Annotated in this window: 19 protein-coding genes; 7 read left to right on the top strand and 12 right to left on the bottom strand. The window is 64.9% G+C overall.

Annotation, left to right across the window (positions count from 1 at the left end; translation table 11 throughout):
- The first annotated feature begins 247 nt into the window (after nt 1–247).
- The 3 genes from U0L91_RS09965 to U0L91_RS09955 all read left to right on the top strand — a co-directional run bounded on the left by U0L91_RS09965 (nt 248) and on the right by U0L91_RS09955 (nt 7,426).
- Complete coding sequence (locus tag U0L91_RS09965; protein WP_330046577.1) at nt 248–1,126, top strand: hypothetical protein; 879 nt, start codon at nt 248–250, stop codon at nt 1,124–1,126.
- Nucleotides 1,123–2,292 (top strand): radical SAM protein, encoded by a 1,170-nt coding sequence (locus tag U0L91_RS09960; RefSeq protein WP_330046575.1) that lies wholly within the window; start codon nt 1,123–1,125, stop codon nt 2,290–2,292. The genes U0L91_RS09965 and U0L91_RS09960 overlap by 4 nt, the downstream gene beginning before the upstream one ends.
- Nucleotides 2,293–2,575: 283 nt before the next feature.
- Nucleotides 2,576–7,426: a glycoside hydrolase family 2 TIM barrel-domain containing protein gene (locus U0L91_RS09955; RefSeq protein WP_330046573.1), complete on the top strand. Its 4,851-nt coding sequence runs from the start codon at nt 2,576–2,578 to the stop codon at nt 7,424–7,426.
- 83 nt (nt 7,427–7,509) lie between these two features.
- Here U0L91_RS09955 and U0L91_RS09950 read toward each other — a convergent pair whose 3' ends face one another.
- From U0L91_RS09950 to U0L91_RS09915, 8 genes are all read right to left on the bottom strand, one after another.
- Nucleotides 7,510–7,773 carry a PqqD family protein gene (locus U0L91_RS09950; RefSeq protein WP_330046571.1) on the bottom strand — a complete coding sequence of 88 codons (264 nt, stop codon included), beginning with the start codon at nt 7,771–7,773 and terminating at the stop codon, nt 7,510–7,512.
- A gap of 65 nt (nt 7,774–7,838) precedes the next feature.
- Nucleotides 7,839–9,053 (bottom strand): MalY/PatB family protein, encoded by a 1,215-nt coding sequence (locus tag U0L91_RS09945; RefSeq protein WP_330046569.1) that lies wholly within the window; start codon nt 9,051–9,053, stop codon nt 7,839–7,841.
- 95 nt (nt 9,054–9,148) lie between these two features.
- Nucleotides 9,149–9,316 carry a DUF362 domain-containing protein gene (locus tag U0L91_RS09940; RefSeq protein ID WP_330046567.1) on the bottom strand — a complete coding sequence of 56 codons (168 nt, stop codon included), beginning with the start codon at nt 9,314–9,316 and terminating at the stop codon, nt 9,149–9,151.
- A 138-nt stretch (nt 9,317–9,454) separates the two neighbouring features.
- Nucleotides 9,455–12,106 carry a cation-translocating P-type ATPase gene (locus tag U0L91_RS09935; protein WP_330046565.1) on the bottom strand — a complete coding sequence of 884 codons (2,652 nt, stop codon included), beginning with the start codon at nt 12,104–12,106 and terminating at the stop codon, nt 9,455–9,457.
- A 203-nt stretch (nt 12,107–12,309) separates the two neighbouring features.
- Nucleotides 12,310–13,155, bottom strand: coding sequence for a PSP1 domain-containing protein (locus tag U0L91_RS09930; RefSeq protein ID WP_330046563.1), 846 nt, complete (start codon nt 13,153–13,155; stop codon nt 12,310–12,312).
- The gene (locus U0L91_RS09925; protein WP_330046561.1) at nt 13,152–14,084 is read right to left on the bottom strand and encodes a hypothetical protein; all 933 of its coding nucleotides are present in this window, start codon (nt 14,082–14,084) and stop codon (nt 13,152–13,154) included. Before U0L91_RS09925 ends, U0L91_RS09930 begins: the two co-directional genes overlap by 4 nt.
- A complete protein-coding gene (locus U0L91_RS09920; RefSeq protein WP_330046559.1) occupies nt 14,084–14,407 on the bottom strand; it encodes a cyclic-di-AMP receptor in 324 nt (107 codons plus the stop codon). Before U0L91_RS09920 ends, U0L91_RS09925 begins: the two co-directional genes overlap by 1 nt.
- 28 nt (nt 14,408–14,435) lie before the next feature.
- Nucleotides 14,436–15,089, bottom strand: coding sequence for a rhomboid family intramembrane serine protease (locus U0L91_RS09915; protein ID WP_330046557.1), 654 nt, complete (start codon nt 15,087–15,089; stop codon nt 14,436–14,438).
- 323 nt (nt 15,090–15,412) lie between these two features.
- On the opposite strand from U0L91_RS09915, the gene U0L91_RS09910 reads away from it, so the two are divergent.
- A complete protein-coding gene (locus tag U0L91_RS09910; RefSeq protein WP_330046555.1) occupies nt 15,413–16,768 on the top strand; it encodes an MATE family efflux transporter in 1,356 nt (451 codons plus the stop codon).
- 59 nt (nt 16,769–16,827) lie between these two features.
- Here U0L91_RS09910 and U0L91_RS09905 read toward each other — a convergent pair whose 3' ends face one another.
- Genes U0L91_RS09905 through U0L91_RS09890 form a run of 4 tightly spaced genes read right to left on the bottom strand, consistent with a single transcriptional unit; the run spans nt 16,828 to nt 21,410 of the window.
- The gene (locus tag U0L91_RS09905) at nt 16,828–18,330 is read right to left on the bottom strand and encodes a tyrosine-protein kinase domain-containing protein (RefSeq protein WP_330046554.1); all 1,503 of its coding nucleotides are present in this window, start codon (nt 18,328–18,330) and stop codon (nt 16,828–16,830) included.
- Nucleotides 18,327–19,763, bottom strand: a complete 1,437-nt coding sequence (locus U0L91_RS09900; protein ID WP_330046552.1) for a polysaccharide biosynthesis tyrosine autokinase — start codon at nt 19,761–19,763, stop codon at nt 18,327–18,329. Before U0L91_RS09900 ends, U0L91_RS09905 begins: the two co-directional genes overlap by 4 nt.
- Nucleotides 19,764–19,781: 18 nt before the next feature.
- Complete coding sequence (locus tag U0L91_RS09895; protein WP_330046551.1) at nt 19,782–20,660, bottom strand: hypothetical protein; 879 nt, start codon at nt 20,658–20,660, stop codon at nt 19,782–19,784.
- Between the two features lie 9 nt (nt 20,661–20,669).
- The gene (locus U0L91_RS09890) at nt 20,670–21,410 is read right to left on the bottom strand and encodes a tyrosine-protein phosphatase (RefSeq protein WP_330046550.1); all 741 of its coding nucleotides are present in this window, start codon (nt 21,408–21,410) and stop codon (nt 20,670–20,672) included.
- 372 nt (nt 21,411–21,782) lie between these two features.
- Between U0L91_RS09890 and U0L91_RS09885 the strand changes: the two genes are divergently transcribed.
- The 3 genes from U0L91_RS09885 (at nt 21,783) to U0L91_RS09875 (ending at nt 25,821) form a co-directional block, all read left to right on the top strand.
- Entirely contained in the window at nt 21,783–23,696 is a 1,914-nt protein-coding gene (locus U0L91_RS09885) for a polysaccharide biosynthesis protein (protein ID WP_330046548.1), read from the top strand.
- Between the two features lie 45 nt (nt 23,697–23,741).
- A complete protein-coding gene (locus U0L91_RS09880) occupies nt 23,742–24,866 on the top strand; it encodes a glycosyltransferase family 4 protein (protein WP_330046546.1) in 1,125 nt (374 codons plus the stop codon).
- 82 nt (nt 24,867–24,948) lie between these two features.
- Nucleotides 24,949–25,821 carry a metallophosphoesterase gene (locus tag U0L91_RS09875; protein WP_330046544.1) on the top strand — a complete coding sequence of 291 codons (873 nt, stop codon included), beginning with the start codon at nt 24,949–24,951 and terminating at the stop codon, nt 25,819–25,821.
- Nucleotide 25,822 lies beyond the last annotated feature (1 nt).

Genomic DNA, 25,822 nt, shown 5'->3' with positions numbered 1-25,822 from the left:
GTCCACAACGGCCCCGCAATGGGATCCCATTCCCAGTGCGAGGATTATCAGGACCCGTTTGCAATGTCCAACGGCATTTCGCTCTTCTCCGTTCCGCACAATGTGCAGTTCTACGAAGATACGTGTGACTGCTACACTTCGGGCGGCGATTACGGATACTGGACGTCCTGAGCACCAGCGATCGGTAACGACCTGAAACGGTAAAAACGGCCGGCAGTTTTCTGCCGGCCGTTTTTCGGAGGAAGCTATGAACAACATCTCCGAAGTGACCCTCAGTTTTGCGGGAATCACCCTCGCGTTCTGTCTGGAACAGCCGGTCAGACTCTCCCAGCGGCTGGCGGACTTCGTTGTACCGCCCTGCCATCCGGCCGATGTCCGGGTCACGGTCCGCTGGGAGCGGGAATTCCCCGTCCGGATGCTGGAAAACCCGTTGGGACGGGATGCCATCCAGCGCTACTACCGCGATGACCGCGGCCTCTGGTGCGAAACCATCGGCGGGGCGCGCGGCCCGGTCGCCCGCTGTCTGCTGACGCCGGACGGCCGCCGGCTGGATTGCAGCATCAATACCGCCTATCCGACCCCGCGTGATACGCTGGACTGGATTCTCCGGACCCTGCCGATGCGGGATATTTTCCAGAAATTCGGGGTAATCTTTCTGCATGCGGCCCAGATCGTGACGGAAAACCGGGGCATTGTCTTTACGGCACCCTCGGGAACCGGCAAGAGCACCCAGGCCAGGCTGTGGGCCACCTACGAAAAGGCCCTGCCTGTCTGCGGGGACCGCACCCTGCTGCGCCGCGGCCCCGACGGCTGGAAGAGCTATGGATACCCGATCGACGGCTCCACCCCCATCGCGCGGCCCGACGCCTGGTCGCTCGGCTGCCTGGTGCTGCTGCGCCAGGGAACCGCCAACGAGGTCGAACGCCTTCACGGCGTCCACGCCATGGCACCGCTGATGGAACAGACCATCCTGGATGTATGGAACACCGACGGCTGTGTGCGCGAAACCGGAATGCTGACCGCCCTGCTCAACGAGGTCCCGCTGTACAGACTGACCTGCACACCGGACCTGGCAGCGGTCCGATGCCTGAAACAACGACTCAGAGAGGACGGGATTTTTTCGTGACGACGAATCAACTGACCGTGCGGGAACGGCTCATGCAGAAAGCCGCCCACGCCAGGCTGCCCATCATGTCGGCCTTTGAACTCACGCCGGCCTGCACGCTGAACTGCAAGATGTGCTATGTGCACAAGAGCTATGCCGATGTCCGGCAGGAGGGCGGGCTGATGGACGCCGGCCAGTGGCTGGCGCTGGCCGCCGAGGCGCGCGACCTGGGACTGCTCTTCCCGCTGCTGACCGGCGGCGAACCGCTGCTGCATCCCCAGTTCCGCGAGATCATGGCCGGCATGCAGCAGATGGGTCTGCAGGTCAGCATCAACTCCAACGCCACGCTGATCGACGAGCCGATGGCCCGCTGGCTCGGGCATCACTGCCCGGTGCGGATCAACATCACGCTGTACGGGGCCAGCGCCGAGACCTACCAGAACCTCTGCGGGGACGGCAGCGCCTTTGAAAAGGTACACCGCGCCGTGGAACTGCTGCAGCAGAACCATGTGCCGGTCAAATTCAACGCCAGCATCACCCCCGAGAACGTCAACGATCTTGACGAGATCATCGCCTATGCCCACCGGGTGGGCAGTCCGATTCAGGTGGCCACCTATATGTTCCCGCCGCTGCGGCGGGATGCCTCCCTGGTGGGGCAGAATGACCGCCTGACGCCCGAACAGGCCGGTCTGGCCCGGGTGCGCGCGGACTTCCTGCAGAACAACCCCGCCTGGTTCCTGGGTCAGGCCCGGCGGTTCCAGCACTTTGTGCCGCTGGATCAGATCGGGGCAGGGGAGGACCGCGGCCCGATGCGGATCAGCTGCCGGGCCGGGCTGTGCTCCTTCTGGCTGGACTGGCACGGCAACATGTCCAACTGCGGCATGTACGGCAGTGTCACGGTGGAGCGGCAGGGCCGCCCGCTGCGCGACGCCTGGCAGGAACTGGTCGAAAAGACCGCCGCCGTCCGCTACCGGCCGGCCTGTGCGGGCTGCCCCAACCAGCCGCTCTGCCATGCCTGCATCGCGATGGTCCACAACGAGTGCGGCGACCTCAACGGCCGGCCGGAATACCTCTGCCGGATGAACGAGGCCGCGGCCCGCTACTATGCCGAGTATGCCGCCCGCCTGCCCGACACCGCCGAGGCCGGGGAACACACCGACCCCCCCGCAGACCCCTGCGAACTGTAACACCGCGAACGCCCCAAGCCGGCAATCTGCGCCGGCTTGGGCTTTTTCGGACCTAATTGTGAAAGATTCTTTCCTGTTTTGTGGAGAAATGCCGGATTTTCCACCATTTTCCACAAGATGTTGAAAAATCGGAAACACTGCGGTTTTCGCGATATGCAATAAAAATTTTTCGATAACTTGACAAAAACTTACAATTTTGTTATAGTCAACATGGATCGGAAGATCTTTGGAATGAAAGATTCTTCCATTTTTCCCTGAAGTATTTGAAAGAGGTGAAGGACGAATGCACAAACGTTCCGTTACCCGGCGGATGGTATCCGCGCTGCTCTGCACGGCCCTCCTGATGAGTGCTGTGCCGACGGCTGCGCTTGCCCAAGACGGGGACACTGCGCCGGCGGTGACACTGGCCGAAGGCGCGACCATCGCGGGAACTCCCCAGACGACGGTCCTGGCAGCCGACGGGCTGACCGGGCGCGAGACCGATCTGGATGCCGGATGGAAGTTTTTCCTGGGCAACAACGACAGCGCTCAGAATCCCAACTTTGACGACTCGGGCTGGGAATCCGTCGATCTGCCCCACGATTTCAGCATCAGCCAGAATTTCACGACGTCCGGCGAGGCCGAGAGCGGTTTTCTGCCCGGCGGCACCGGCTGGTACCGCCGCACGCTGACCCTGCCCGAGAGCTATGCCGGCAAGACGCTGCTGCTCAACTTTGACGGCGTGTACTCCCAGGCGACGGTCTACGTCAACGGCACCCAGGTCGGCGAGCATCACTACGGCTACACCGCCTTTGCCATCGACGTGAGCGACGCGCTGGTCTGCGACGGCACGACCGAGAACGTCATCGCAGTCAAGGCCGTGAACAACCTGCCGTCCAGCCGGTGGTATTCCGGCAGCGGCATTTACCGCGATGTCACGCTGATTGCGGCCGACCCGGTCCATGTCCAGCTCAACGGCACGGCGGTCACCACCCCCGACATTGCGCAGGGCACCGGCACCGCCCAGACCGTCGTGGAGGTCGTCAACGACAGCGACACGCCCCGCGATGTGACGGTCCGCTGCACCGTCTACAACGCCGAGGGCACCGCGGTCTCCGACCCTGACGAGACGGTTGTCCCGGTCGAGGCAGGCCAGACCGCCGAGGCGACCTGCAAACCGGTCGTCGCGTCCCCGTCCCTCTGGAGCCCCGATTCTCCGACGCTCTACACGCTGCGCACCGAACTGCTTGTGGACGGCAGCATCGTGGACACCGTCGATTCGGAATTCGGCTACCGCTGGTATGCCTTTGACCAGAACGGCTTCTCCCTCAACGGCCAGCCCGTCAAGATCAACGGCGTCTGCCTCCATCATGACCAGGGCGCGCTCGGTTCCGCCGCCTACGACGACGCGATCTACCGCCAGCTCACCATCATGAAGGATATGGGCGTCAATGCCATCCGGACCAGCCACAATCCGGCCGATCAGGACTTCATCTCCGCTTGTAACAAAATTGGCCTGATGGTTGTTGAAGAAGCCTTCGACGGCTGGGTCGATCCCAAGAACAGCAACAGCAACGATTTCAGCCGCTACTTTGACACGCCGGTGGGCGAGAGCTGCGGCCTGCTGGGCGCCGAGCCCGACATGACCTGCGCCGAGTACGCGATCAAGTCGATGGTCCGCCGCGACCGCAACGCCCCCTGCATCATCCTGTGGAGCCTCGGCAACGAGGTCCAGGAAGGCACCTACTGGGAGAACGTCGGCAACTACGCCGCCATCGCCCAGAACCTCATCGACTGGATTCACGAGGAGGACACCACCCGGCCCACCACCAGCGGCGACAACAACCGCGGCGGTGACTCCCGCCTGGTGGCCGTGCTGCAGACCATCCTCAAGAACGGCGGCGTTGTCGGCTTCAACTACGCCAACAGCGCCTCCCAGCTCAAGAGCCTGGCCGACCAGTTCGGCGGCTGCATCCTCGCCAGCGAGACCTCCAGCGCCACCAACAGCCGCGGCATCTATCTGTCCCAGGCCAACAACAGCAACGCCGACGGCAAGCTGCATCTGACCAGCTACGACACCAGCGCCGTCAGCTGGGGCATCACGGCGCACGAATCCATCTACAATACCTACCAGAACGACTGTGTGGCCGGCGAATTTGTCTGGACCGGCTTTGACTACATCGGCGAGCCCACCCCCTGGAACGGCACCACGAGCGGCTCGACCAGCGGCCGCGGCAGCGTGCCCAACAGCAGCTACTTCGGCATCGTCGAGACCACCGGCTTCGAGAAGGACACCTACTACCTCTACCGCAGCCAGTGGAACCGCAGCGATACCACCCTTCACCTCGTCACGGCCTGGGACCCCGACAACATGGTGCGGACCAACGGCCTGACCCCGGTGGTCATCTACTCCAACGCGCCGGTCGTCAAGCTCTACCGCAACGGCGAGCTGATCGGCACCGCCACCCGCAACGACTGGTCCAGCGCCGCCGGCCATGAACTGACCAGCTACACGACCCAGTCCGACAACAGCAGCGTCTGCACGGCGGTGCAGGCCTCCGGCTCGGAAGCCCTCTACGCCACCTTCCGCGTGGCCTACGAGGAGGGCGCCATCACCGCCCGCGCCTTTGAGGCGGACGGCGTCACCGAAATCACCGACACCAAGGGCCGCTCCACCGTGGCCACGCCCGGCACGGTCGATCACCTGGCCATCACGGCCAACCGCACCAGCGTCGCGGCGGACGGCAGCAGCCTGATCTATGTCACGGTGGACCTGCAGGATGCCAACGGCGTCCTCGACACCACCGCCACCAACACGATCCGCTTCCATCTGAGCGGCGACGGCACGATCGCCGGCGTGGACAACGGCGACCAGGCCACCAACGACAAGTTCCAGCAGGCCAGCGTCCTGACCGGCGACAGCGATGCCGTCATCCAGGCCTATGCGGGCAAGGCGCTCGTCATCCTGCGCTCCACCCACAACGCCGGCAGCATGACGCTGGACATCTCCTCGGACGGCCTGACCGGCGGCCAGGTCACTGTGCAGACCACCCCGACCGCAAGCACCGTGACCGAGGGGCTGGTCAGCTACACGATGGTGCGCGACTACACGATCCAGTGCGGCACCGTGCCGACGCTGCAGACCGAGGCCACCGGCACGATGGCGGACGGCAGCGAGGTCACCGGCACCGTCACCTGGGATGAGATCCCCTCCGAGACCGTCAACACCCCCGGCGACCATGTGATCGGCGGTACCCTGCAGTTTGCCGGGGAGGACCCGCTGTCCGTGACCTGCCGCCTGCACGTCATTGACAACATCCAGGCGCTGCGCAATGTCTCGGCCGTCACCCAGCCGGGCGTGGTGCCCACCCTGCCCGACACGGTCAGCGGTGTGCTGGCCGACGGCACGCTGAGCAGCAGCTTTGCGGTGGAATGGAAGGACCTGACCGCCGACCGGTTTGCCAAAGTCGGCGACGTGGTCACGGTGGAGGGCAGCGCCGCCATCTTCGGCGACAACACGCTGCCGGTCACCGCGACGGTGCGGGTGGCCGAGGCCGTCAGCACCGAGAGCATCAACGTGGCGCCCCAGGCGTCCAGCCTGACCCAGGACATCGACCCGGCCAGCCAGTCCGATGTGCTCAGCTCGCTGAACAACGGCGTCACCAAGCCCGGCGACAATACCAGCGAACGGTGGAGCAACTGGAACAACCGCTCCAAGTCGGCCACCGCGACGCTGACCTACACCTGGGCGACCGCCCAGATGGTGAGCGGCGTCAACCTGTACTACTACTATGACAGCTGCGCCGCCAAGCCGGAGAGCGTCAGCTTTGCCTGGTCGCTCAACGGCAGCGAGTTCACCCCGGTGGAAGCCGTCGAGACCTCGGTGGAAACCTACGCGCTCGGCGAGCTCTGCCACTATGAATTTGCCTCCCCGGTCAACCCGGTGGCGCTGCAGATCACGCTGACCCAGCAGGGCGGCACGAGCGGCAGCCACTGCGTCGCGCTGACCGAGGCCGAGGTCATGACCTTTGCGGGAAAGCTGGAATGGAACACCGGCGCGCTGCTCGAGGATCTGGCCGTCAACGGTCAGACCGTCGAGGGCTTTGCGCCCGAGACGATGCAGTACACCGTCCAGGCGGACGGCAATGCCGTCGTCACCGCCAAAGGCCGCGACAATGCGGCCGTCACGGTGCTGCCCGTGCTGGGCAATACCGTGCGGGTGCTGACCCTGTCGGAGGACGGCAGCAGCGCCAACACCTATGAAGTCTATCTGAGCGGCGAGGGCGCGCTGTGCCCCCACACGAGCACCCATCTGGAGAACCAGAAGGACGCCACCTGCACCCAGGCCGGCTACACCGGCGACAAGGTCTGTGACCGCTGCGGCGCGGTGGTGGAGACCGGCACCGTGATTCCGGCCACCGGCCACACCGAGACCGAGCTGCGCAACGCCAAAGAAGCCACCTGCACCGAACCGGGCTACTCCGGCGATGTGTACTGCAAGATCTGCGGCGCGCTGATCAAGCAGGGCGAGGAACTGCCCGCCAAGGGCCACGTCGAGGCGGCGCCCACCGACGCCAAGGAAGCCACCTGCACCGAGCCGGGCTACACCGGCACCGTCTACTGTGCGGTCTGCGGCGAGAAGATCCGCGACGGCATCACGACGCCGGCCAAGGGCCATGTCTATGACGAGGGCAAGGTGACCAAGCAGCCCACGGCCACCGAGACCGGCATCCGGACCTACACCTGCACGGTCTGCCACGAGACCAAGGAGGAGATCATCCCCTGCCTGGGCGGACAGGCCCCGACGGTATCCCTCAAGGTGGAGGCCGCCGCCAACGGCCGCATCAAGATGACCGGCTGCTTTGAGGACTACGCCAATGTGGATTCCTACTACAACGTGACGGCGCACGGCCTGGTCTACTACTCGGCCGCCAAGCTGGGCACCAAGATGCTGAGCATCAACACGCCGGGCCGCACCCGCGTCAGCTTTACCAAGTACGGCGCCGACGGCACCTTCAGCTACACGATGACCCCCAGCGCGGCGTCCACCCGCTATGCGGTGCGTGCCTTCCTGACCTACACCGACCCCGACACCGGGCGCTCGGCCACGGTCTATTCCGACACGATGTACGTCAGCTACAACAATCTTTCCTGATCCGACAGCAACCACAATCCAATAAAAATGTGCCGCGCATCCCGGAAACGGGGTGCGCGGCACGCTTTTTGTCTTGGATAGGTTCAGGCGAGGATGTGGGCCTCACGGAGTTTGCCGAGGAATTCCTTCACGTCGGCGCGGAGCTGCGGCTCCTCAACGTCGTATTCCTCCAGCAGGGTGCGGACCAGGGATTCCTCGTCCGGGGCATCGGGCAGAAGCTCCCAGATGCGCGCCCCCACTTCGTTCAGGCCGGCCATCCCGTGAAAGGACTCGGCGGTCTCGCCGACCGGGACCAGGACATATTCGTCCAGGATCTGACGCAGGACGAATTGCTGTTGGATCTGCATGGAAAAAACCTCCTGTGCGCGAATGGTTCATTCTGCCTTTATTCTACGATACGGCGCACGCCGTGTCAAGCGTGGAAAACGTGGGCTTCCAGTCGGTCAAAGGCCTCCTGCACGCGGGAGAGCGGCAGCGCCAGGTTCATCCGGATGGAGCACGGACCGTGGAAGGGCCGGCCGTCCTGCCAGATCACGCCGACATCCCAGCCGGCGCGCAGCAGCTCGTCCAGCGTGCGGCCGTGTGCGGCGCACCAGTCGGTGCAGTCCAGGAACAGCATGTAGGTGCCCTGCGGCTTGCTGACCCGCACACCGTCAAAGTGCTCGGCGATGAAGCGGCAGGCATAGTCCACATTGCCGCCCAGCACCTCGCACAGCTCGTCCACCCACTGGGCGCCCTCCGGCTTGTAGGCGCCGATCAGCGCGTGCATCGACAGGACGTTCATCGAATTGTAGTGGGTCTTGGAGGAGACCGAGTCCACCCGGTCGCGCAGCGTCGGGTTGCAGATGATGTGGTAGCTGCCGATCAGGCCCGCCAGGTTGAAGGTCTTGCTGGGGGCATAGAGGGCCACCGTGCGGCTGCGGGCGTCCTCGCTGACCGAGAGGGTGGGAATGTGGGTGTGGCCGGGCAGGATGATGTCCGACCAGATCTCGTCCGAGATGACAATGCAGTCGTTGGCACGGTAGACTTCCATCGCCTTTTCCAGCTCCCAGCGCTCCCAGACGCGGCCGCAGGGGTTGTGCGGGCTGCAGAACACCGCCACATGGATGTGGTGCGCCTTGAGCTTGGCGTCCATGTCCTCGTAGTCCATCCGCCAGATGCCCTGCTCGTCGAGGCGCAGCGGCGAATGGACAATCGTGAAGCCGTTGTCCTCAATGCAGTGGGTGAAGCCGATGTAGGTCGGGCTGTGCAGCAGCACGGCGTCGCCGGGGGTCGCAAAGGCCCGCAGCGCCGACACAACGCCGCCCAGCACGCCGTTCTCATACCCGATGCAGTCGGCCGTCACGCCGGTCAGGCCGTGGCGCTCGCGCTGCCAGCGCAGAATGGACTCGGCATAGTCGGGCCGGGTCGAGAAATAGCCGTAGGCCGGATGGGAGGCGCGCTCGATGATCGCCTGCGGAATGGTCGGCACGGTGGGAAAGTTCATGTCGGCCACCCACATCGGGATCACATCAAAGCCCGAGCCGGGTTTGGGGGCGCCGGGGGCGAAACCGCCCTGGCCGGGTCCGTCCACCGCGATGGCATCCATGCCGTGCCGGTCCATGAGGGAAGTAAAATCGTACTGCATTCAGACAGCCTTCTTTCCGTTGAAAATCCCCGCGGGAAGCCCGCGGCAAAAAACAAAGTCCCCCGTGCCGGGCACGGGGGACTGGGTCAAACCGATTATTCCGGCTGGATTGCGCCAGTGGGGCAGACACCCTCACAGGCACCGCAATCGATGCAGGCGGAAGGATCGACAACAGCCTTGTCTTCCATGGTGATCGCACCAACGGGGCAGGTGTCAACACAAGCGCCGCAAGCGACACACTCGCTGCTAACCTTATGGGCCATGATATACTCCTTATCTCCGCACTGTCTTAGTTCCGACCGGGCCCTGTGCGGTGGGGTCGCCCCGCCCGGCACGCTTCTATGCGTTTATCCCATTTTAACACCAACGCCCTGTATTTGCAAGGGATTCGGCAAATTTTGTCACTTTCCGCGGCGGGCGTCCAGCGCGCGCTGGACGGCCTTGACCAGCTCGACAAGCGGCAGGATCAGCACGGCCAGCGCCAGCGCCGTCAGGTACTCGGGCAGCGACACCGGCGTGAATCCGAAGGCCGCCGCAATGGGCGGAACTTCCAGCACGACGGTGGTCAGCACCAGGCTGCCCAGCATCGCGCCCCACAGCACCGCGTTGTGGCTGTGCAGCGTAAAGACGCTGCGCCGCTGGCTGCGCATGTTGAAGCTGTGGATGATCTCACAGATGCTCATGGTCAGGAAGGCCATCGTCATGCCGTCGGGGCTGACGCCGTGCGGCATCTCGAACCGGCCGATCTCCATGCAGTGGCCGATGATGTAGGACGCCAGCGTGATCAGGGTGATCAGCACGCCCTGGTACAGGATGTCAAAGCCCATGCCGCCCGCAAAGATGCCGTCCTGCGAGCTGCGGGGCGGGCGGCGCATACTGTCGGGGTCGGCCTTCTCCATGCCGAGGGCCAGCGCCGGGAAACAGTCGGTGATCAGGTTGATGAAGAGCAGATGCACGGGGTTGAGCAGCGTGAAGCCGAGCAGCGTCGCCGTAAAGACGCCCAGCACCTCGCTCATGTTGGAGGCCAGCAGGAACTGGATGGAGCGGCGGATGTTGTCGTAGATGCGGCGGCCCTCGGCCACGGCGTTGACAATCGTCGCAAAGTTGTCGTCGGCCAGCACCATGTCGGCGACGTTCTTGGTCACGTCGGTGCCGGTGATGCCCATGCCCACGCCGATGTCCGCCGCCTTGATGGAGGGCGCGTCGTTGACGCCGTCGCCGGTCATCGCCGTGACGGCGCCGTTCTGCTTCCAGGCCTTGACGATCCGTACCTTGTGCTCGGGCTGCACCCGGGCATAGACGCTGATGCGGGGCACCAGGCGGCGCAGCTCGTCATCGCTCAGCCCGTCCAGCTCGGCGCCGGTCACGGCCTGGTCGGGGCTGTCCAGAATGCCCAGCTCGGTCGCAATGGCCACGGCGGTGTCGCGGTGGTCGCCGGTGATCATGACCGGACGGATGCCCGCCGACCGGCACTCGGCAATCGCGGGCTTGACCTCGGGCCGCACCGGGTCGATCATGCCGGTCAGGCCCAGGAAGCACAGATCCCGCTCCAGCTGTTCCGGCTCATGCCCGGCGGGGCGCTCCGGCCACAGGCGCTGCGCCGCGGCCAGCACCCGCAGCGCGCGGTCCGCCATCGCCTTGTTGGCGGCCAGGAACTCCCGGCGCTTCTCCTCGGTCATCGGCAGGACCTGACCGTTCTCCTCATAGCTCGTGCAGAGCGACAGAATCACGTCGGGCGCGCCCTTGGTGTACTGCACCCAGCCGGATTCCCGGCGGTGAATCGTGCTCATCCGCTTGCGCATCGAGTCAAAGGGCGCCTCGTCCACGCGGGGCTCCCGGGCTTCCAGCGCCGGCTTGTCCAGCCCGCGGGACGCCGCAAAGGCCACCAGCGCGGCCTCGGTCGGCTCGCCCTCCACGGTGCCGTCCTCCCGCAGCGAAGCGTCGCTGCACAGCGCCATCGCGGTGGCCACCCGGTCGGGGTCGCCGCACCAGTCCACCACCGTCATCCGGTTCTGGGTCAGCGTGCCGGTCTTGTCGGAACAGATCACCTGGGTGCAGCCCAGCGTCTCGACGGCGGTCAGACGCCGGATCACCGCATGGCGGCGGCTCATATTGGTCACGCCGATGGACAGCACGACCGTCACGACGGTGGCCAGCCCCTCGGGGATCGCCGCCACGGCCAGCGACACCGCCACCATGAAGGTGGACAGCACGCTGTCCAGCGTGAAGCTGCCCGCCGCCACAAGGTCAAACACAAAGATAAAGACGCAGATGGCCAGCACCAGCTTGGACAGCGTCCGGCCCAGCTCGTCCAGACGGCGCTGCAGCGGGGTCTGCTCGTCGCCGGTGTCGGCCAGGGCGCCGGCAATCTTGCCCATCTCGGTATCCATGCCGGTGTGGGTCACCAGCATCCGGCCGCGGCCGTACACCACCGACGACCCCATATACACCATGTTCTTGCGGTCGCCCAGCGGCACGTCCTTCTCGCCGGGGGCCAGCCCCAGCACCGACGCAATCTTGCCCACCGGCACGCTCTCGCCGGTCAGCGCCGATTCCTCCGCCTTGAGGCTGGCGCTCTCCAGCAGGCGGCCGTCCGCCGGCACACTGTCGCCGGCTTCCAGCAGCACCACGTCGCCGGGCACCAGCGTGTCGCTGTGCACGGTCAGCGTCCGGCCGCCCCGCACCACCCGGCAGGTGGCGGCCGTCATCGTCTGCAGCGCCTCAATCGCGGCCTCGGCCTTGCTCTCCTGAAAGACGCCCAGCACGGCGTTGAGCAGCACCACCACCAGAATGATGACGACATCGGCCATCCCTTCGCCGGACAGCGCGCTGGTCACGGCGGACACCGCCGCCGCACACAGCAGGATGATCAGCATCGGGTCGCGCAGCTGACCCAGAAACCGCTGCCACAGCGTCGGTTTCTCGGCGTCGCGCAGCTTGTTCGGACCGACGCGCTCCAGCCGGGCCGCGGCCTCCGCCTCGGTCAGGCCGTCCGGGCCGCTCTGCAGCTCGCGCAGCAGCTCGTCGGCTTCGCGGATGTACTCTTGCTTCATGACACTCTCTCCTTTTGTGGGGCTGACAGGGCCAAAAAAAAGACCCATGTACAGCCTGAACTGTACATGAGTCTCATTCAAAACCAGTTGTCCGGGCCCGCTGCGGGCCGTCATGACGGGCAGACTGCACGCGGATGCGCGGAATTACTCCCCCATGAATGCGGGACCTATTATACCGCGCTGCCCGGCAACTGTCAAGAAGATCATTCCTGTTCAGGGTCGGGGGCCACCGGAACCCGGCGCCCGCCGCGCAGATAGACGCATTCGCTGCGTTTGTAGATCTTGGGGGCCAGGCTTTCGATGTTGCTGCGCACCTTGAGGGTGCCTGCCACAACGTTGACCTCCATCACGGTGCCCTCGCCGTCCGGCGTCCGCACAATGCTGCCCGGCGTCGGGGTGATGGAATTCAGGTACTCATAGCTTTTCTGCTCGTAGGCCAGGCAGCACATCAGCCGGCCGCAGGCGCCGCTGATCTTGGCGGGGTTCAGGCTCAGGCCCTGTTCCTTGGCCATCTTGATGGAAACCGGCTGGAAATTCTTCAGGAACCGGCTGCAGCAGAAGGGCTGCCCGCAGACGCCCAGGCCGCCCAGCATCTTGCTCTCATCCCGCACGCCGATCTGCCGCAGCTCAATGCGGGTGCGGAACAGCCCGGCCAGGTCCTTGACCAGCTCGCGGAAATCCACCCGGTTGTCCGCCGTGAAATAGAACACCAGCTTGTTGCGGTCCAGCGTGTACTCGGCGTCCACCAGCTTCATCTGCAGGCCGTGCGCCGCAATCCGCTTTTCGCACAGCACAAAGGCGGATTTCTCATCGGCGCGGTTCTGCTGCATCCGGCGGATGTCAATGCCGTCCGCCATCCGGATCACCGGCTTGATCTCGTGCGGGAACCCGCCCGAGGGCAGCTCGTGGGGGGCACGGACGACCTCGCCGCATTCCACGCCGCGGGCGGTCTCGACGATCACATGGTCGCCCTCCCGCACCGCCAGCTCCTGCGGGTCGAAGTAGTAGGAGCGTCCGCTCTCCTTGAATTTTACCGATATGACTTTCATGGATTCTGTACTCCTTGTGTAAGGTCGATCGCGCAGATCGTCAGCGCCAGCCGGGCGTTGCCGTTGGCCCGCAGCGCGCGGTCCGCCGCCTCGGCTGCCCGCAGTACCCGGGCCGCCGTGTCGGGCTGCAGCCCGTCAAAGCCGGGCCGCCGCAGCGCCGCACCGGCCGACTGCCCCAGCTGCCACAGCACGGCCAGGGCGCCCTCGCGGTCCTTCTCATACCCGGCCAGCAGGGCGGCCGCCCGGTAGGTGTCCTGCTGGGACGCCTGCCGCGCCAGCTCCCGCGCCGCCGCCCGGGATGCCCGCGCCGCGTCCTCCTCGACCGCCCGCAGGCAGGTCCCGAGATGCCCCTCGTACAGAAAGGCCAGGTCCAGCGCCTGCCGCTCGCTCAGCTCGCCGTGGGCGGCGCGCAGCGCGTCGGCACATTCCGGCTCGGGCACCGGCGCCACCGTGTAGGCCGAACACCGGCTGCGGATGGTCGGCAGCACCGCCGCCGCACTGGAGGCCGTCAGCAGGAACAGCACCCCCTCGGGCGGTTCCTCGAGGATTTTCAGCAGCGCGTTGGCCGACGAGCCGTTGAGGTTCTGCGCACCGTAGAGAAAGAGCACCCGGCCCCGGGCGTCCGAGGAGAGCGCCGAGCGCTGGATGGCATCCCGCGCTTCCCGGATGCGCTCGACGCGGATCTGGCCCGAGGCGCCCTCCCCGCGGACGGTCAGACTTTCGGGGTCCTCCCCGCGCAGGACGGCCTCGGCATGGGCGCCGCCGTCCGGGTACAGATAGTCCGCGGCCAGACAGCGCGCGGCAAAGCCCGCCCCGCAGCCCGGCTCCCCCACAAGGAGCAGGCTGTGCGGCAGGCGGTCGGTGCGCAGCGCCGTCGTCAGGTCCGCTTTCAGCGCGCGGTTGCCCGCGAGCCGGTCCAGCATCGCCATTACAGTTTTTCAAACCGCTCCACGTTGGTCACAAAGACGGTGGCGCCGCCGACCGTGACCTGAATGGGCATCGTGCTCTCCAGCCCGACGCCGATCGAGGCGGTGCCGGGCACGATCTCGGTGCGCTGCTTGCAGCACTTGGAGATGCAGGCGATGCAGTCATCCACCCGCTCATCCTCGGTGCCGATCATCAGCGTCATGTTGCCGGCCATCAGAAAGCCGCCCGTCGTGGCCAGGCGGGTCACATAGAATTTGTGCTTGAGCAGCTCGTTGCAGACAGCGCGGGAATCTTCCTTGTTGACAATGGCAGTGACAAGTTTCATGATCATATCCTCCCAATACGATAGACAATCATTTGCGGCCGGTCCGTTTTTCCCAGTCCCGGCGGCGTCGATAACTCACGATTTCCTGACGGATGAAATGGAACATCTCCGGCCCGAAAAAGACCAGGAAGCCCGCAATGCCGAACAGCAGGCTCACCTTGGCGGAAAGCCCGCCCTGCAGGAATTCCAGCACCCAGACGGCCGCCGCCGCGTAGCCCATCCACTTCATCCGGATGGGAATCACGAAAAAGAGCAGCACCTGCTGGTCCGGCCACATCCAGGCGTAGGCGAAGAAGAGGCTCAGGAAGATGCCCGAGGCACTGCCCGCGCCGCTGATCAGGCAGCTCAGCACCGCGCCGATCACCCCGATGACCAGGTAGACGAGAAACCGGAAATCGCCCCAGGCACGCTCGAGGGCGTTGCCCACCCACCAGCGGAAATACAGCGTCAGCAGCAGCTGCAGGATGCTGGTGGTCAGCGGCGGCAGGAACAGGAAGCTCACCACCCGCCAGATCTGGCCGTGGGCCAGCCCGTCGCGGTAGAGCGGCAGCAGCACCAGCAGATCCTTGTTCACAAACAGGATCAGGAACCACACAAGAAACTGGCCGATCAGGATGGCGTTCATCAGGTTGGGAATGCCGTACCGGCCAAAACGGCGTTCCAGTCTGTCAATCCAGCGCATAGGACCTCCGGAAATGTGGAATTGCGGGCGGGTTTTCCACAATGGGTCCGCCCGTTCTTATTTTTGTATTGTACCATTTTATCGGTCGGAGTTCAATATTTTGTTGTCGAACCGGCAGCATTCCCCATCAAAAAACAACCTTTGCGTGTGGTTGGTGGAAAACCGGGCGGGTTTTCCACGGTTTCAACAGAGTTTTCAACAATTTCACAGTGGAAAGCCGCAATACAGAGTGTTATCAACCGCCCGGCCAGATACGAACTGTTGAAAACTGTTTTTCCGTCCGGGAATGTGCTATAATGCTCCCCGAAGGGAAGGGAAATATCATGACAGAAACACAGTCCGCACAATACCGCAAGATGACCCAGACGCCGGTGCCGCGCCTCATCGTACAGCTGGGCATCCCGACGACCATCTCGATGCTCGTCACCAACATTTATAATATGGCCGATACCTGGTTTGTCGGCCAGGTCGGCACCAGTGCCTCGGGCGCCGTCGGCGTGGTCTTCGGCCTGATGGCGGTCATCCAGGCCTTCGGGTTCATGTTCGGCCACGGCGCCGGCAGCATCATCAGCCGCCATCTGGGCGCCAAGGATGTCGGCAGCGCCACCCGCTATGCGACGACGAGCTTTTTCGGCTCCTTTGCGGCCGGCACGCTGATCGCCGTGCTGGGCTTTGCCTTCATGGACCCGTTCATGCGGCTGCTCGGCAGCACCGAGACCATCCTGCCCTACGCCCGCACCTACGGCGCCTGCATCCTGCTGGGCGCCCCCTTCATGGCCAGCTCCTGCGTGCTCAACAACATCCTGCGCTATGAGGGCCGCGCCGCCCTGGCGATGATCGGCCTGACCAGCGGCAGCCTGCTGAACATCTTCGGCGACTGGCTGCTCATGAACGTCTTCGGCCTCGAGGTGCTCGGTGCGGGCATCTCGACGGCGGTTTCCCAGCTGGTCAGCTTCTCGCTGCTCTTCTTCATGTTTTTGTCGGGCCGCACCCAGAGCAAGATCCGCCCGCGCTCGATGGGCAGTGTCTCCGACCTGCTGCAGATCTGCCGCACCGGCCTGCCCAGCCTGATCCGGCAGGGCATGGGCAGTGTCTCGACGATGACCCTCAACAGCTGCGCCCGCCTCTACGGCGACGCCGCCGTGGCCGCCATGAGCATCGTCACCCGCATTGCAACCTTCGTGTTCAGCGTCGCGCTGGGCATCGGCCAGGGCTTCCAGCCGGTCTCGGCCTTCAACTTCGGCGCCAGAAAGTACAGCCGGGTGCGCACCGGGTACTTCTTCACCCTCATCTCGTCGGAGATCCTGCTCGGCACCGTCGCGGCGGTGGGCTTCTTCTTCTGCGGCCCGCTCGTCGGCTTCTTCCGCAATGACCCCGAGGTCATCGCCATCGGCACCACCGCGCTGACCGCCCAGTTTGTCGCGCTCTTCTTCCAGCCGCTCACCATCTGTTCCAACATGCTGTTCCAGAGCATCGGCCACAACCGCGTCGCCTCACTGCTCGCCTCGCTGCGCAGCGGACTCTGCTTCCTGCCCGCCGTGCTGCTGCTCAGCACCGTGCTGGGGCTGCGCGGCATCCAGATTGCCCAGCCCGTCGCGGACATCTGCGCCTTCGTCATCACGCTGCCCTTCGTCGTGCGGTTCTTCCGCACGCTGCCGCCGGACGGCATGGACCTGTAAAACAAAAAGCGGGACGGTTCCTGCGGGGCAAAACCCCCGGGAACCGTCCCGTTTTTGGATCAGCCGGATTCCTTGGCCGCGGACTTGCCGTAGCCCGCATAGCCGCTGTACCCGCCGTAGCCCGAGCGCCCGTAGCCGCCGTAGCCGTAATGGCCGTATCCGTGGCGGCCGTAGCCGTACTGGCCCACGCTCTGGGAGGAGGCGTTGAAGACATAGCCGAGCAGTTTGGCCTTGTTGTCGGACAATGCCTGCAGGCTGGTGGAAATCTGGGAGGCGCTGACGGTGTCCTCCCGGATCACATAGACCACCCCGTCCGCAAAGGGCAGGAAGGGGGCGGCGTCGCTCAGCAGCCCGATGGGCGGCGTGTCGATGACGAGATACTGGGCCTCGGCCCGGAGCATCCCGATGATGCGTTCCAGCTTGTGGAAGTGGAGCAGCGAGGCCGGCGACCCGACCCTCGCCGCACCGGTGATGAGCTTGAGGGTCGTGCCGGGCAGCGACCGGGCGGCCGCCACCGGATCCGGCTCGGCGCTGCGGAGCAGCTCGGCCAGGCCGGGGCCTTTCTGCGAGATGCCGAAAAAGGCGTGCAGCGACTGAACGCGCAGGTCGGCGTCCAGCAGCACCACATGCTTGCCGGCCTGGGCCAGGCTCAGCGCCAGGTTGGCCGCCACGGTGGATTTGCCCTCGCCGGGCATCGTGCTGGTGACCATCAGCACCTTGCACTCCCCGTCGGCGGGCAGCCGGTGCAGCACACGGCTGCGCACCGTGCGCACGGCCTCCTGGTAGGCGGGGGAGAGCGCGTCATTCTGGATGGACAGCCCCGTCGTCTTGCCCTTGGAGCGCCGTTTGCTGCGCACCGAGGGGATCATGCCCAGGCAGGTCAGGTTGGTCAGGCGGCGGATCTCGGACGGCGAATGAACCGCCGTCCGGGTGCGGGAGAGCAGCAGCGTCAGCGCCAGCATGAGCACCACGCCGAGCAGCGCCCCCTTGACGGCCGCCGACTGCCAGTCGCGCGGATTGGTGGGCGCGGTGGGCAGTACCGGCTCCTCGATCAGCTCAATCTCGGTGTTGCCGATGACCAGCGCCGCAACCGAGGGATAACAGTCAATCACCGCCATCAGCACATCGTAGGCGCTCTGGGCGTCCGAGCTTGTGACGGTCAGGGTGAAGAGGTTGGAATTCGCAATGCTCTGCGGCACAATCGAGCCGTTGATCGTGTCGGTGCCCAGCCGGGCCAGCATCTGTTCGCGCATCGCGTCGGTCGTGATGATGCTCGAGAAGGTGCTCACGATCTGTTTGGTGCTCACCGTCGAGCTGTAGTTGCTGCCGTAGCTCTGGATGTCCGTCGCGTTGGTGTAGACGCTCGTGTACTGCGCCGACAGCACGGCCTGGCAGCGGTAGAGCGGCCGGTAGGACAGGTAGGACCTGGCGCCGGCCAGGGCGCCCAGCAGCGCCGCGGCCACCAGCACCAGCGGCCAGGTGCGGCCCAGCAGCCGGAAGAAACTGCGCAGAATGGCGATCAGGTCAATGGGCTGGAGGCTGGATTTTTCCTTGTCGCTCATGCTTCGCCTCCTTTGTCTTGCTCGGCGGCCTGCTCATACTTGGCATAGCCGCCGTATTTGCCATACTTGCCGTATTTGCCGTACCCGTAGCCGTAGTCCGACCCGTAGGGGGCCAGCACCGAGGGCATCAGCACCCGCACGTCGTTGAGCACGCAGCCCAGGAAACGGGCCCGCCGCTGCTTGAGGGTGTCGATCGCGTCGTTGATGACCGGCGCCGGAACCAGGTCCTGCCGCACCACCAGCACGCTGGCGGCGTCGAGGTCGGACAGCATCTCGGCGTCCGAGAAGAGTTCGAGCGGCGGGGTGTCCACGACCAGATAGCCGAAGGAGCTCTTGAGCTGGGCCAGCAGCCGGGAGAACCGGCCCGACACGAGCAGCCGCGACGGGTCCTTGAGCAGCGTGGGGCTGTACAGCACATAGAGGTTGGAGGACTTGACGTGCGCGCAGCAGAGCTTGAAGTCGTTGTAATCGTACTGCTGGACCTTCCAGTCCTTGGCCTTGTCACAGAAGCGGGAGCGCTTGCGGAAGTCCGCATCGACGAGCAGCACCGAGCGGTGCTTCTGCGCCAGCGAGAGCGCGACGTTCTCGGCCAGGGTGGATTTGCCCTCGTGCTCCATCACGCTGGTGAACAGGAAGATGTTGGTGCCCTCCGAGGCTTTCTCCTGTTCGAGCCGGGCGCGCAGCCGGTGCACCGATTCCGAGAAGGTGAAGCTCACCGTCGGCTCGGTCAGCAGCAGCGGACGCCGCCGCTTGCCGGAGCGGTTTTTCTCGTGCGCGATGCTCAATAGCAGCCGGGCGTCCAGCTTGTCCCGGGCGGCCTGGGTGGTCTGCACGGTGTCGTCGCGCAGCATCTCCAGCACGATGACCAGCACCACGACGGCGGCGCAGGCCAGCGCGGCCAGCAGCTCCATCCGGCGCAGACTCATCGGCAGCGTCGAGATCGTGTAGTTGATCGGGGCGTTGAGCACCGAGATGACCGCCCCGCGGAAGAGGTACTGGGTCAGCTGGTTGTAGTTCTTGGTGATGGAACGGATGACCAGAAAGGCTTCGCGGGCGGTGTCCGCCGTGACCGTGACGGTGATCAGGTTGGTGTCGGCGGTGTTGGCGGCGGTCAGCGTGCCGGAAAAGCTGTCCAGCCCGGCGCCCTCCAGGATCTGGCGGCGCATGAAGTCGCTGCCCAGCAGTTCCGAGAAGGTCGAGGCCACCGAGTTCGCCGTCGAGGCATCCTGCGAGGCCGAGGTGGAGGAACGGGACATCACCACAAGGGTCACCCGCGCGCCGTACCGGTCACGGAACTGGGTCCGGGCCAGCGTTGCGGCGGCCGCCACGCCGATCAGGGCTGCCAGCAGGATCATCCAGGCGCTGCGCAGCACCCGCGTCAGGACGCACCAGGGCTCCAGCGCGGACCAGGCGGAAGTTTCGCTGTTGTTCATCAGAATACCTTTCCCTTCTTATTGTTCCTCCACCACAACGGTCAGCGCCGTCATGGCCGTGCGGGCGGTCGTGCCGTCGCCGGACTGGTAGGTGTAGAACACCCGGTAGCTGCCCGGCGTGCCGGTATCGACGTTGGAATCCACCGTCACGGCGCCGCGCAGATCGACGGTCTGGGGCTCCTCGCCCTCCTCCTCGTCTCCGGCGGCCGTCGGGGCGTACAGCGGGTCGGTCACCTCGGCCAGGTAATCCTCGGCCCGGAAATCCGCCCCCACGGGCAGGTAGACCAGCGCGTCGGTCAGCGTGATCTCGGGGTCCTGCGGCGACAGCACCGCAAAGATCACCGGCAGCTCCAGCTGTGCGGCATCGCCCATGCTGTTGGTCACCTGGACCGTCAGCGTGCCGGTGCCCTCGGCCGTGTTGTTGAAGTTGGAGGACACCAGCCGGATGGACCCGCTCAGGTCGCCGTCCAGCACATCGTCGGCGCTCAGCCGGTCGGTCAGCGTGACGGTGGAGCCGACGCGGTAGATCAGCGGCTCGCTCAGCGCAAAGTGGGGGGAGCGGTAGTCGCTGTAGACGACATTGCGCGACGCCGTGCCGATGTTGTCCGCCGCGTCAAAGACAATGTAGCTGACCAGCGCGGTGCGCGGCTCGATGAACTGCGAGATGCTGCGCACCATGACCTGACCGCTCAGGTCGCCGTCGCGGTTGTCCTGGGCCGTGACGCCGGCCAGCAGGGCGGATTCGTCATCCCCGACGCTGACCGTGACGGTGTCACTGTCAAAGCTGATGACGGGGGCGGTGTGGTCGGTCAGCAGCGAGTCGCGCACCCGCACCGCACCGTACAGCCCAAACACGATGACGGCCACCACCGCCAGCAGGATCTTGAAAGACCTCATTGCGATACCTCAAATCTCATCCGGGGCCAGCAGCTCCCGGTTCATTACAATGCGGCGCGGATTGCGCAGCAGCAGCACCTCGGCGTAGGCGGGGGACCAGGTCCGCGCCAGCACCGACCGCACCTCGCTGAGCACCGTCGTGCGGCTGCGGGTGCCGTGGGCGTCGCTGGCCACCAGATGCGCCAGCCCCCGGTCGAGAATCCAGCGCACCGTGCGCTCCGGCCCCGGGCCGAACCGCCCCAGCACGCTGCCCTTGTTGACCTGGATCACACAGCCCCCGTCAAACCAGTCGGCAATCGGGCCGGGGTCCTCCTGAATCGTGAAATACCGCTCCGGGTGGGCCAGCACCGGCACCAGACCGTGGTCCTGCACCGCCTGCAGGCAGTCCGCCATGTACCCCGCCGAAGCGTCAAAATCAAACTCAATCAATAGATAGCGGGAGTCCGCCAGCGTCAGCAGCTGCCCGCTCTGCAGCGCGCGGTCCAGCCCCGGCGTGCACAGCACTTCCATGCCGGGGAACAGCCGCAGCTCCACCCGCTGCCGGGCAAGAATCTCGTTCATCAGCCCGGCGGCCCGGCGGATGCGCCGGGCCCGCGCCGCCAGCCCCGGATCGTCGGCGTTGCAGTGCGGCGTGCAGACAATCTGCCCCGTGCCGCTGTCGGCGGCCATCTCGGCCATCAGCAGCGAGGTGCGGGCGTCCGGCGAGCCGTCGTCCAGCGCCGGGAGAATATGACAGTGCAGATCGATCATCGCGGGATTCCTTTGCTCGGCTCCGGTCCTGAGAGCGGATCGGAAAAAATTTGTCTCTTGCGGAATGCTCTTATCATAGCATAATTCAAGGCCGAATTCAATGAAGGTTTGTCTCCCTCTGCAGCCCGCCGCACACCGGAAAACAGGAAAAAAGTGCGTATCGAGGAAGATTTTGGAAAAACAAAGGAGAAAATTGCCAGATAAAACGTTGATTTTTGTTCAATCGCGACAAAAACGCGGCAGCGGGAGGGAGAAATGTTCGACGACCTTACAAATAGGAATTATTTATAAATTTGGCTGGCATTTTTAGTTGAATTATGTTACAATAAATAAAGTCATTTGTCTTTGACAGAAGGGAGTGAGATACGCCGGATGAGCTGGAGCATCGGATTCAAGAACAAGCGCAAGCAGCTGCTCATGCTGACGGACCTTGTTCTCTACGCGGCGGTTTACCTGTTCGGCTACCTGATCATGGGGCTGTCCTCGGCAAGCTGCGATCTGCCGCCCGCACGGTACCTTCTCAACGCGCTGGTCTTTGCGGCGTTCATCTTCGGCATGCGGTTTGCGATGCGGGTGTACACCAACGTCTGGCGCTACGCGGATTCCAAGTCCTACCTGCAGCTGGTCTGCGCCGACCTCGCGGGCGGCCTGACGGCCACCGCGCTGACCTACGGCGTGCGATACATTTATATGGGGATCTGGCAGAGTGCCTCGCTGGTCGCGATGGTCAACGTCATCACGCTGACCTCGCGGTTTGTCTACCAGCGGTACTACCGCCACTGCAACGTGGACGGCACCGAAATGAACAAGATCGGCGTTGCCATCGTGGGCGCCGGCCAGGTCGGCGCGCTGCTCGCCGAGGAACTGACCTGCAGCAGCGCCTCGCATTACCGCCCGGTGTGCTACATCGACAAGGACCGCGCCAAGATCGGCGGCCGGGTTGCCGGCCTGCGGGTCTACGGCGAGGACGAGTCCATCATCGAGCGCCTCAAGGCGATGCCGGTGCAGGAAATCTTCATCGCGCTGCCCTCCATCGACGGCGACGCCGCGCGGCACCTCTACGACTTTTACAGCCGCACCGGCTGCAAGATCAAGCTCTATGATTTCCCGTTCACCGACGCCGGCACCGAACTCAACGCCGAGCGCCGCGTCATCCGGGAAATCAAGATCGAGGACCTGCTGTTCCGCGACAGCATGAAGATCGACGACGCGGCCAGCCGGGCGTTCTACGCCGGCAAGGTCGTGCTGATCACGGGCGGCGGCGGGTCGATCGGCAGCGAGCTGTGCCGCCAGGTTGCCCGGTGCGCACCGCGCCAGATTGTCATTTTTGACATCTACGAGAACAACGCCTACGCGATCCAGCAGGAGCTGATCCGCCGCTACGGCACCAGCCTTGACCTGGCCGTCGAGATCGGCTCGGTGCGGGACCGCGCCCGGCTGGAAAGCGTCTTTGCCCACTACCGGCCGCAGGTCGTCTTTCACGCGGCGGCCCACAAGCATGTGCCGCTGATGGAGCACAGCGGCTGCGACGCCGTCAAGAACAACGTGTTCGGTACTTACAACACCGCCGACATGGCGGAAAAGTACGGGGTCGGCAAGTTCATCCTGATCTCCACCGACAAGTCGGTCAACCCGACCAACATCATGGGCGCCACCAAGCGGCTGTGTGAAATGGTCATCCAGTGCCGCACCGACAGCAAGACCTCCTTTGCGGCCGTGCGGTTCGGCAACGTGCTGGGCAGCAACGGTTCGGTCATTCCGCTCTTCCAGAAACAGATCGAGAAGGGCGGTCCGCTCACCATCACCGACAAGCGCATCATCCGCTACTTCATGACCATCCCCGAGGCCAGTCAGCTGGTCATGCTGGCCGGCGCGATGGCCCGCCGCGGGGAGCTGTTTGTGCTCAACATGGGCAAGCCGGTGCGCATTCTGGACCTGGCCGAGAACATGATCCGGCTGTCCGGCCTGGTGCCGTACCGGGACATCGACATCCGCGAGATCGGTCTGCGGCCCGGCGAAAAGCTCTATGAGGAACCGCTGATGAAGAACGAGAACCTCGAGAGCACCGACAATGACCGCATCTTCATCGAACACGACACCCCGCTGCCCCGGTCCGAGGTGGACCGCCGGCTGGAGGAACTGCGCGGCGTGCTGCGCCATGCCGAGACCTCCATCGGCAGCGAGGAAATCCGCGAAGCCATGAAGCGGGCGGTGCCCACCTTCCGCGACCCCGAGGAAGTCAATGAACATCTGGACCGTGCGGCGCTCGCCGGTATGGCTCTGTAAAGCAACGAATTGCAGCGGGAAGAACCCTATGGGACGGTTGGTAAAATGAAATTTCTGGTTGTAACAAATCACTCTTATATGTTATGGCAGTTCCGGCGGGAACTCATCGCCCGGCTTCTGGAACTCGGTGAGGTCATCCTCAGCATGCCCTTTGTCGGCCACGAGGAGGACTTTGCCCGCATGGGCTGCCGCTGTATCGAGACCAAGCTGGAACGGCGCAGCATCAACCCGGCCACCGACCTGGAGCTGTACCGCTTCTACCACCGGCTGATCCGGACCGAACGGCCCGACATGGTCCTGACCTACTCCATCAAACCCAATATCTATGCAGGCTACGCCTGTTCCCGGCTGGGGGTGCCCTACTGCACCAACATCCAGGGCCTGGGCACGCCGTTTGAAAAGCGCGGCCTCGCCGAGCTGGTCAGCCTGCTGCACCATGTGGCGCTGCGCAAGAGCGGCACCGTCTTCTTTGAAAACGGGGAGAACGCCGACCTCTTTGTCCGCCGCCGCATCATCCCCCGCAGCAAGGTCACGGTGCTGCACGGTGCCGGCGTCAACCTTGACTACTACACCTTCCGCCCCTACCCGTCCGAGGAGGAGGGCATCCGGTTCCTCTATCTCGGCCGCATCATGCGCGAGAAGGGCGTCGATGAGCTTTTCTCGGCCGCCCGGCGCCTCAAGGCCGAGTACGGCGACCGTGTACATTTTGATCTGGTCGGATTCTTCGAGGAGGAATACACCTCCACCGTCGAACAGCTCGCCCAGGAGGGCATCGTCAAGTTCCACGGGTTCCGCCAGGACCCCCGCCCCTACTATGCGGCCGCCCACTGCGTCGTGCTGCCCAGCTACCACGAGGGCATGTCCAACGTCCTGCTGGAATCCGCCGCCACGGGCCGCGCCCTCATCACAACGGATGTCTCGGGCTGCCGCGAGGCCGTCCGGGACGGCGTCAGCGGGTTCCTCTGCGCGCCCCGCAGCGAACAGAGCCTGTATGACCGGATGCACCAGTTCCTGGAACTTTCGCCGGAACAGCGCGCCGCCATGGGCCGCGCCGGCCGCACCCTGATGGAGGAATCCTTCGACAAGAACGGCGTGGTGGACAAGACGCTGCGCCAGATCCTCGCCCACTGCAAAGGCACCGCCCCCGCGGTGCAGACCACACAAAGCTGAAACCGACAAGCCTGCTCTTCCCGCACCGTGCGGGCGGGGCGGGCTTGCCGTGCTGTCGGGTCCCGAAAGGCGCTGATGAAAAATGCGACGTAGAAACGCAGTCTTTGTGCTCCTTGGCATCGTCCTGGCCGCGCTGGTGTTCTCTTTGTACGGCTCGGTGGCGCTGCTCACCACGACAACCCTGACCGTCCCGGCCCCGGTTAGCGAACCGCTGCGCGTCGTTCAGCTCAGCGATCTGCACAACGCCCGGTTCGGCCGCGACAACGATACCCTCGTCGAGGCGGTCCGCAGCGCCGCCCCCGACCTGATCCTCTGCACCGGCGACCTCTTCAACGCCGATGAGCAGGACACCTCGACGGTCTCGGCCCTGCTGGGCCGGCTGACCGACATCGCGCCGGTCTACTGCTCACTGGGCAACCACGAGGAACAGTGGGGCCGCAACTTCGGCGCCGACCCCGCCGCCGTCTACCGCGACGCCGGCGCCGTCCTGCTTGAGCAGGAATTCGTCGATCTCGAGGTCCGCGGCTGCGCGCTGCGCATCGGCGGGCTGTACGGCTATGCCTGCCCGCCCGACCGCGGACAGGAGTGGGGCAGCCAGCCCTGGTACGACGGCGAGTGCCGCTTTTTGCAGGAATTCTGCAACACCGACCGCACCACCCTGCTGCTCTGCCATATGCCGGTCGCCTGGCTGGACTACGGCAGCCTGGACAGCTGGGATGTCGATGTCGTCTTTGCCGGCCATGCCCACGGCGGCCAGGTCCGTCTGCCGCTGGTGGGCGGACTCTATGCCCCCGACCAGGGTTGGTTCCCCGGCCGGGAAGCCGGCCTCTACACCTCGGCGGACGGCCTGCACACGCTGGTGCTCTCCCGCGGGCTGGGCAGCAGCGGAATGCGGCTGCCGCGCCTCAACAACTTCCCCGAACTCGTCACGGTGGACCTGGTGCCCCGTGCCTGAT

This window comes from Gemmiger sp. (assembly GCF_036306485.1).
GTDB lineage: Bacteria > Bacillota > Clostridia > Oscillospirales > Ruminococcaceae > Gemmiger.
Note: the sequence above shows the minus strand (reverse complement) of the source record. Positions and strands in the feature narration are given on the sequence as shown.

Bases quoted from the DNA above. Each gene is read 5' to 3' on its own strand.
- U0L91_RS09965 (WP_330046577.1), top strand. From the start codon at position 248: ATGAACAACATCTCCGAAGTGACCCTCAGTTTTGCGGGAATCACCCTC.
- U0L91_RS09955 (WP_330046573.1), top strand. From the start codon at position 2,576: ATGCACAAACGTTCCGTTACCCGGCGGATGGTATCCGCGCTGCTCTGC.
- U0L91_RS09950 (WP_330046571.1), bottom strand. From the start codon at position 7,773: ATGCAGATCCAACAGCAATTCGTCCTGCGTCAGATCCTGGACGAATAT.
- U0L91_RS09945 (WP_330046569.1), bottom strand. From the start codon at position 9,053: ATGCAGTACGATTTTACTTCCCTCATGGACCGGCACGGCATGGATGCC.
- U0L91_RS09940 (WP_330046567.1), bottom strand. From the start codon at position 9,316: ATGGCCCATAAGGTTAGCAGCGAGTGTGTCGCTTGCGGCGCTTGTGTT.
- U0L91_RS09935 (WP_330046565.1), bottom strand. From the start codon at position 12,106: ATGAAGCAAGAGTACATCCGCGAAGCCGACGAGCTGCTGCGCGAGCTG.
- U0L91_RS09930 (WP_330046563.1), bottom strand. From the start codon at position 13,155: ATGAAAGTCATATCGGTAAAATTCAAGGAGAGCGGACGCTCCTACTAC.
- U0L91_RS09925 (WP_330046561.1), bottom strand. From the start codon at position 14,084: ATGGCGATGCTGGACCGGCTCGCGGGCAACCGCGCGCTGAAAGCGGAC.
- U0L91_RS09920 (WP_330046559.1), bottom strand. From the start codon at position 14,407: ATGAAACTTGTCACTGCCATTGTCAACAAGGAAGATTCCCGCGCTGTC.
- U0L91_RS09915 (WP_330046557.1), bottom strand. From the start codon at position 15,089: ATGCGCTGGATTGACAGACTGGAACGCCGTTTTGGCCGGTACGGCATT.
- U0L91_RS09910 (WP_330046555.1), top strand. From the start codon at position 15,413: ATGACAGAAACACAGTCCGCACAATACCGCAAGATGACCCAGACGCCG.
- U0L91_RS09905 (WP_330046554.1), bottom strand. From the start codon at position 18,330: ATGAGCGACAAGGAAAAATCCAGCCTCCAGCCCATTGACCTGATCGCC.
- U0L91_RS09900 (WP_330046552.1), bottom strand. From the start codon at position 19,763: ATGAACAACAGCGAAACTTCCGCCTGGTCCGCGCTGGAGCCCTGGTGC.
- U0L91_RS09895 (WP_330046551.1), bottom strand. From the start codon at position 20,660: ATGAGGTCTTTCAAGATCCTGCTGGCGGTGGTGGCCGTCATCGTGTTT.
- U0L91_RS09890 (WP_330046550.1), bottom strand. From the start codon at position 21,410: ATGATCGATCTGCACTGTCATATTCTCCCGGCGCTGGACGACGGCTCG.
- U0L91_RS09885 (WP_330046548.1), top strand. From the start codon at position 21,783: ATGAGCTGGAGCATCGGATTCAAGAACAAGCGCAAGCAGCTGCTCATG.
- U0L91_RS09880 (WP_330046546.1), top strand. From the start codon at position 23,742: ATGAAATTTCTGGTTGTAACAAATCACTCTTATATGTTATGGCAGTTC.
- U0L91_RS09875 (WP_330046544.1), top strand. From the start codon at position 24,949: ATGCGACGTAGAAACGCAGTCTTTGTGCTCCTTGGCATCGTCCTGGCC.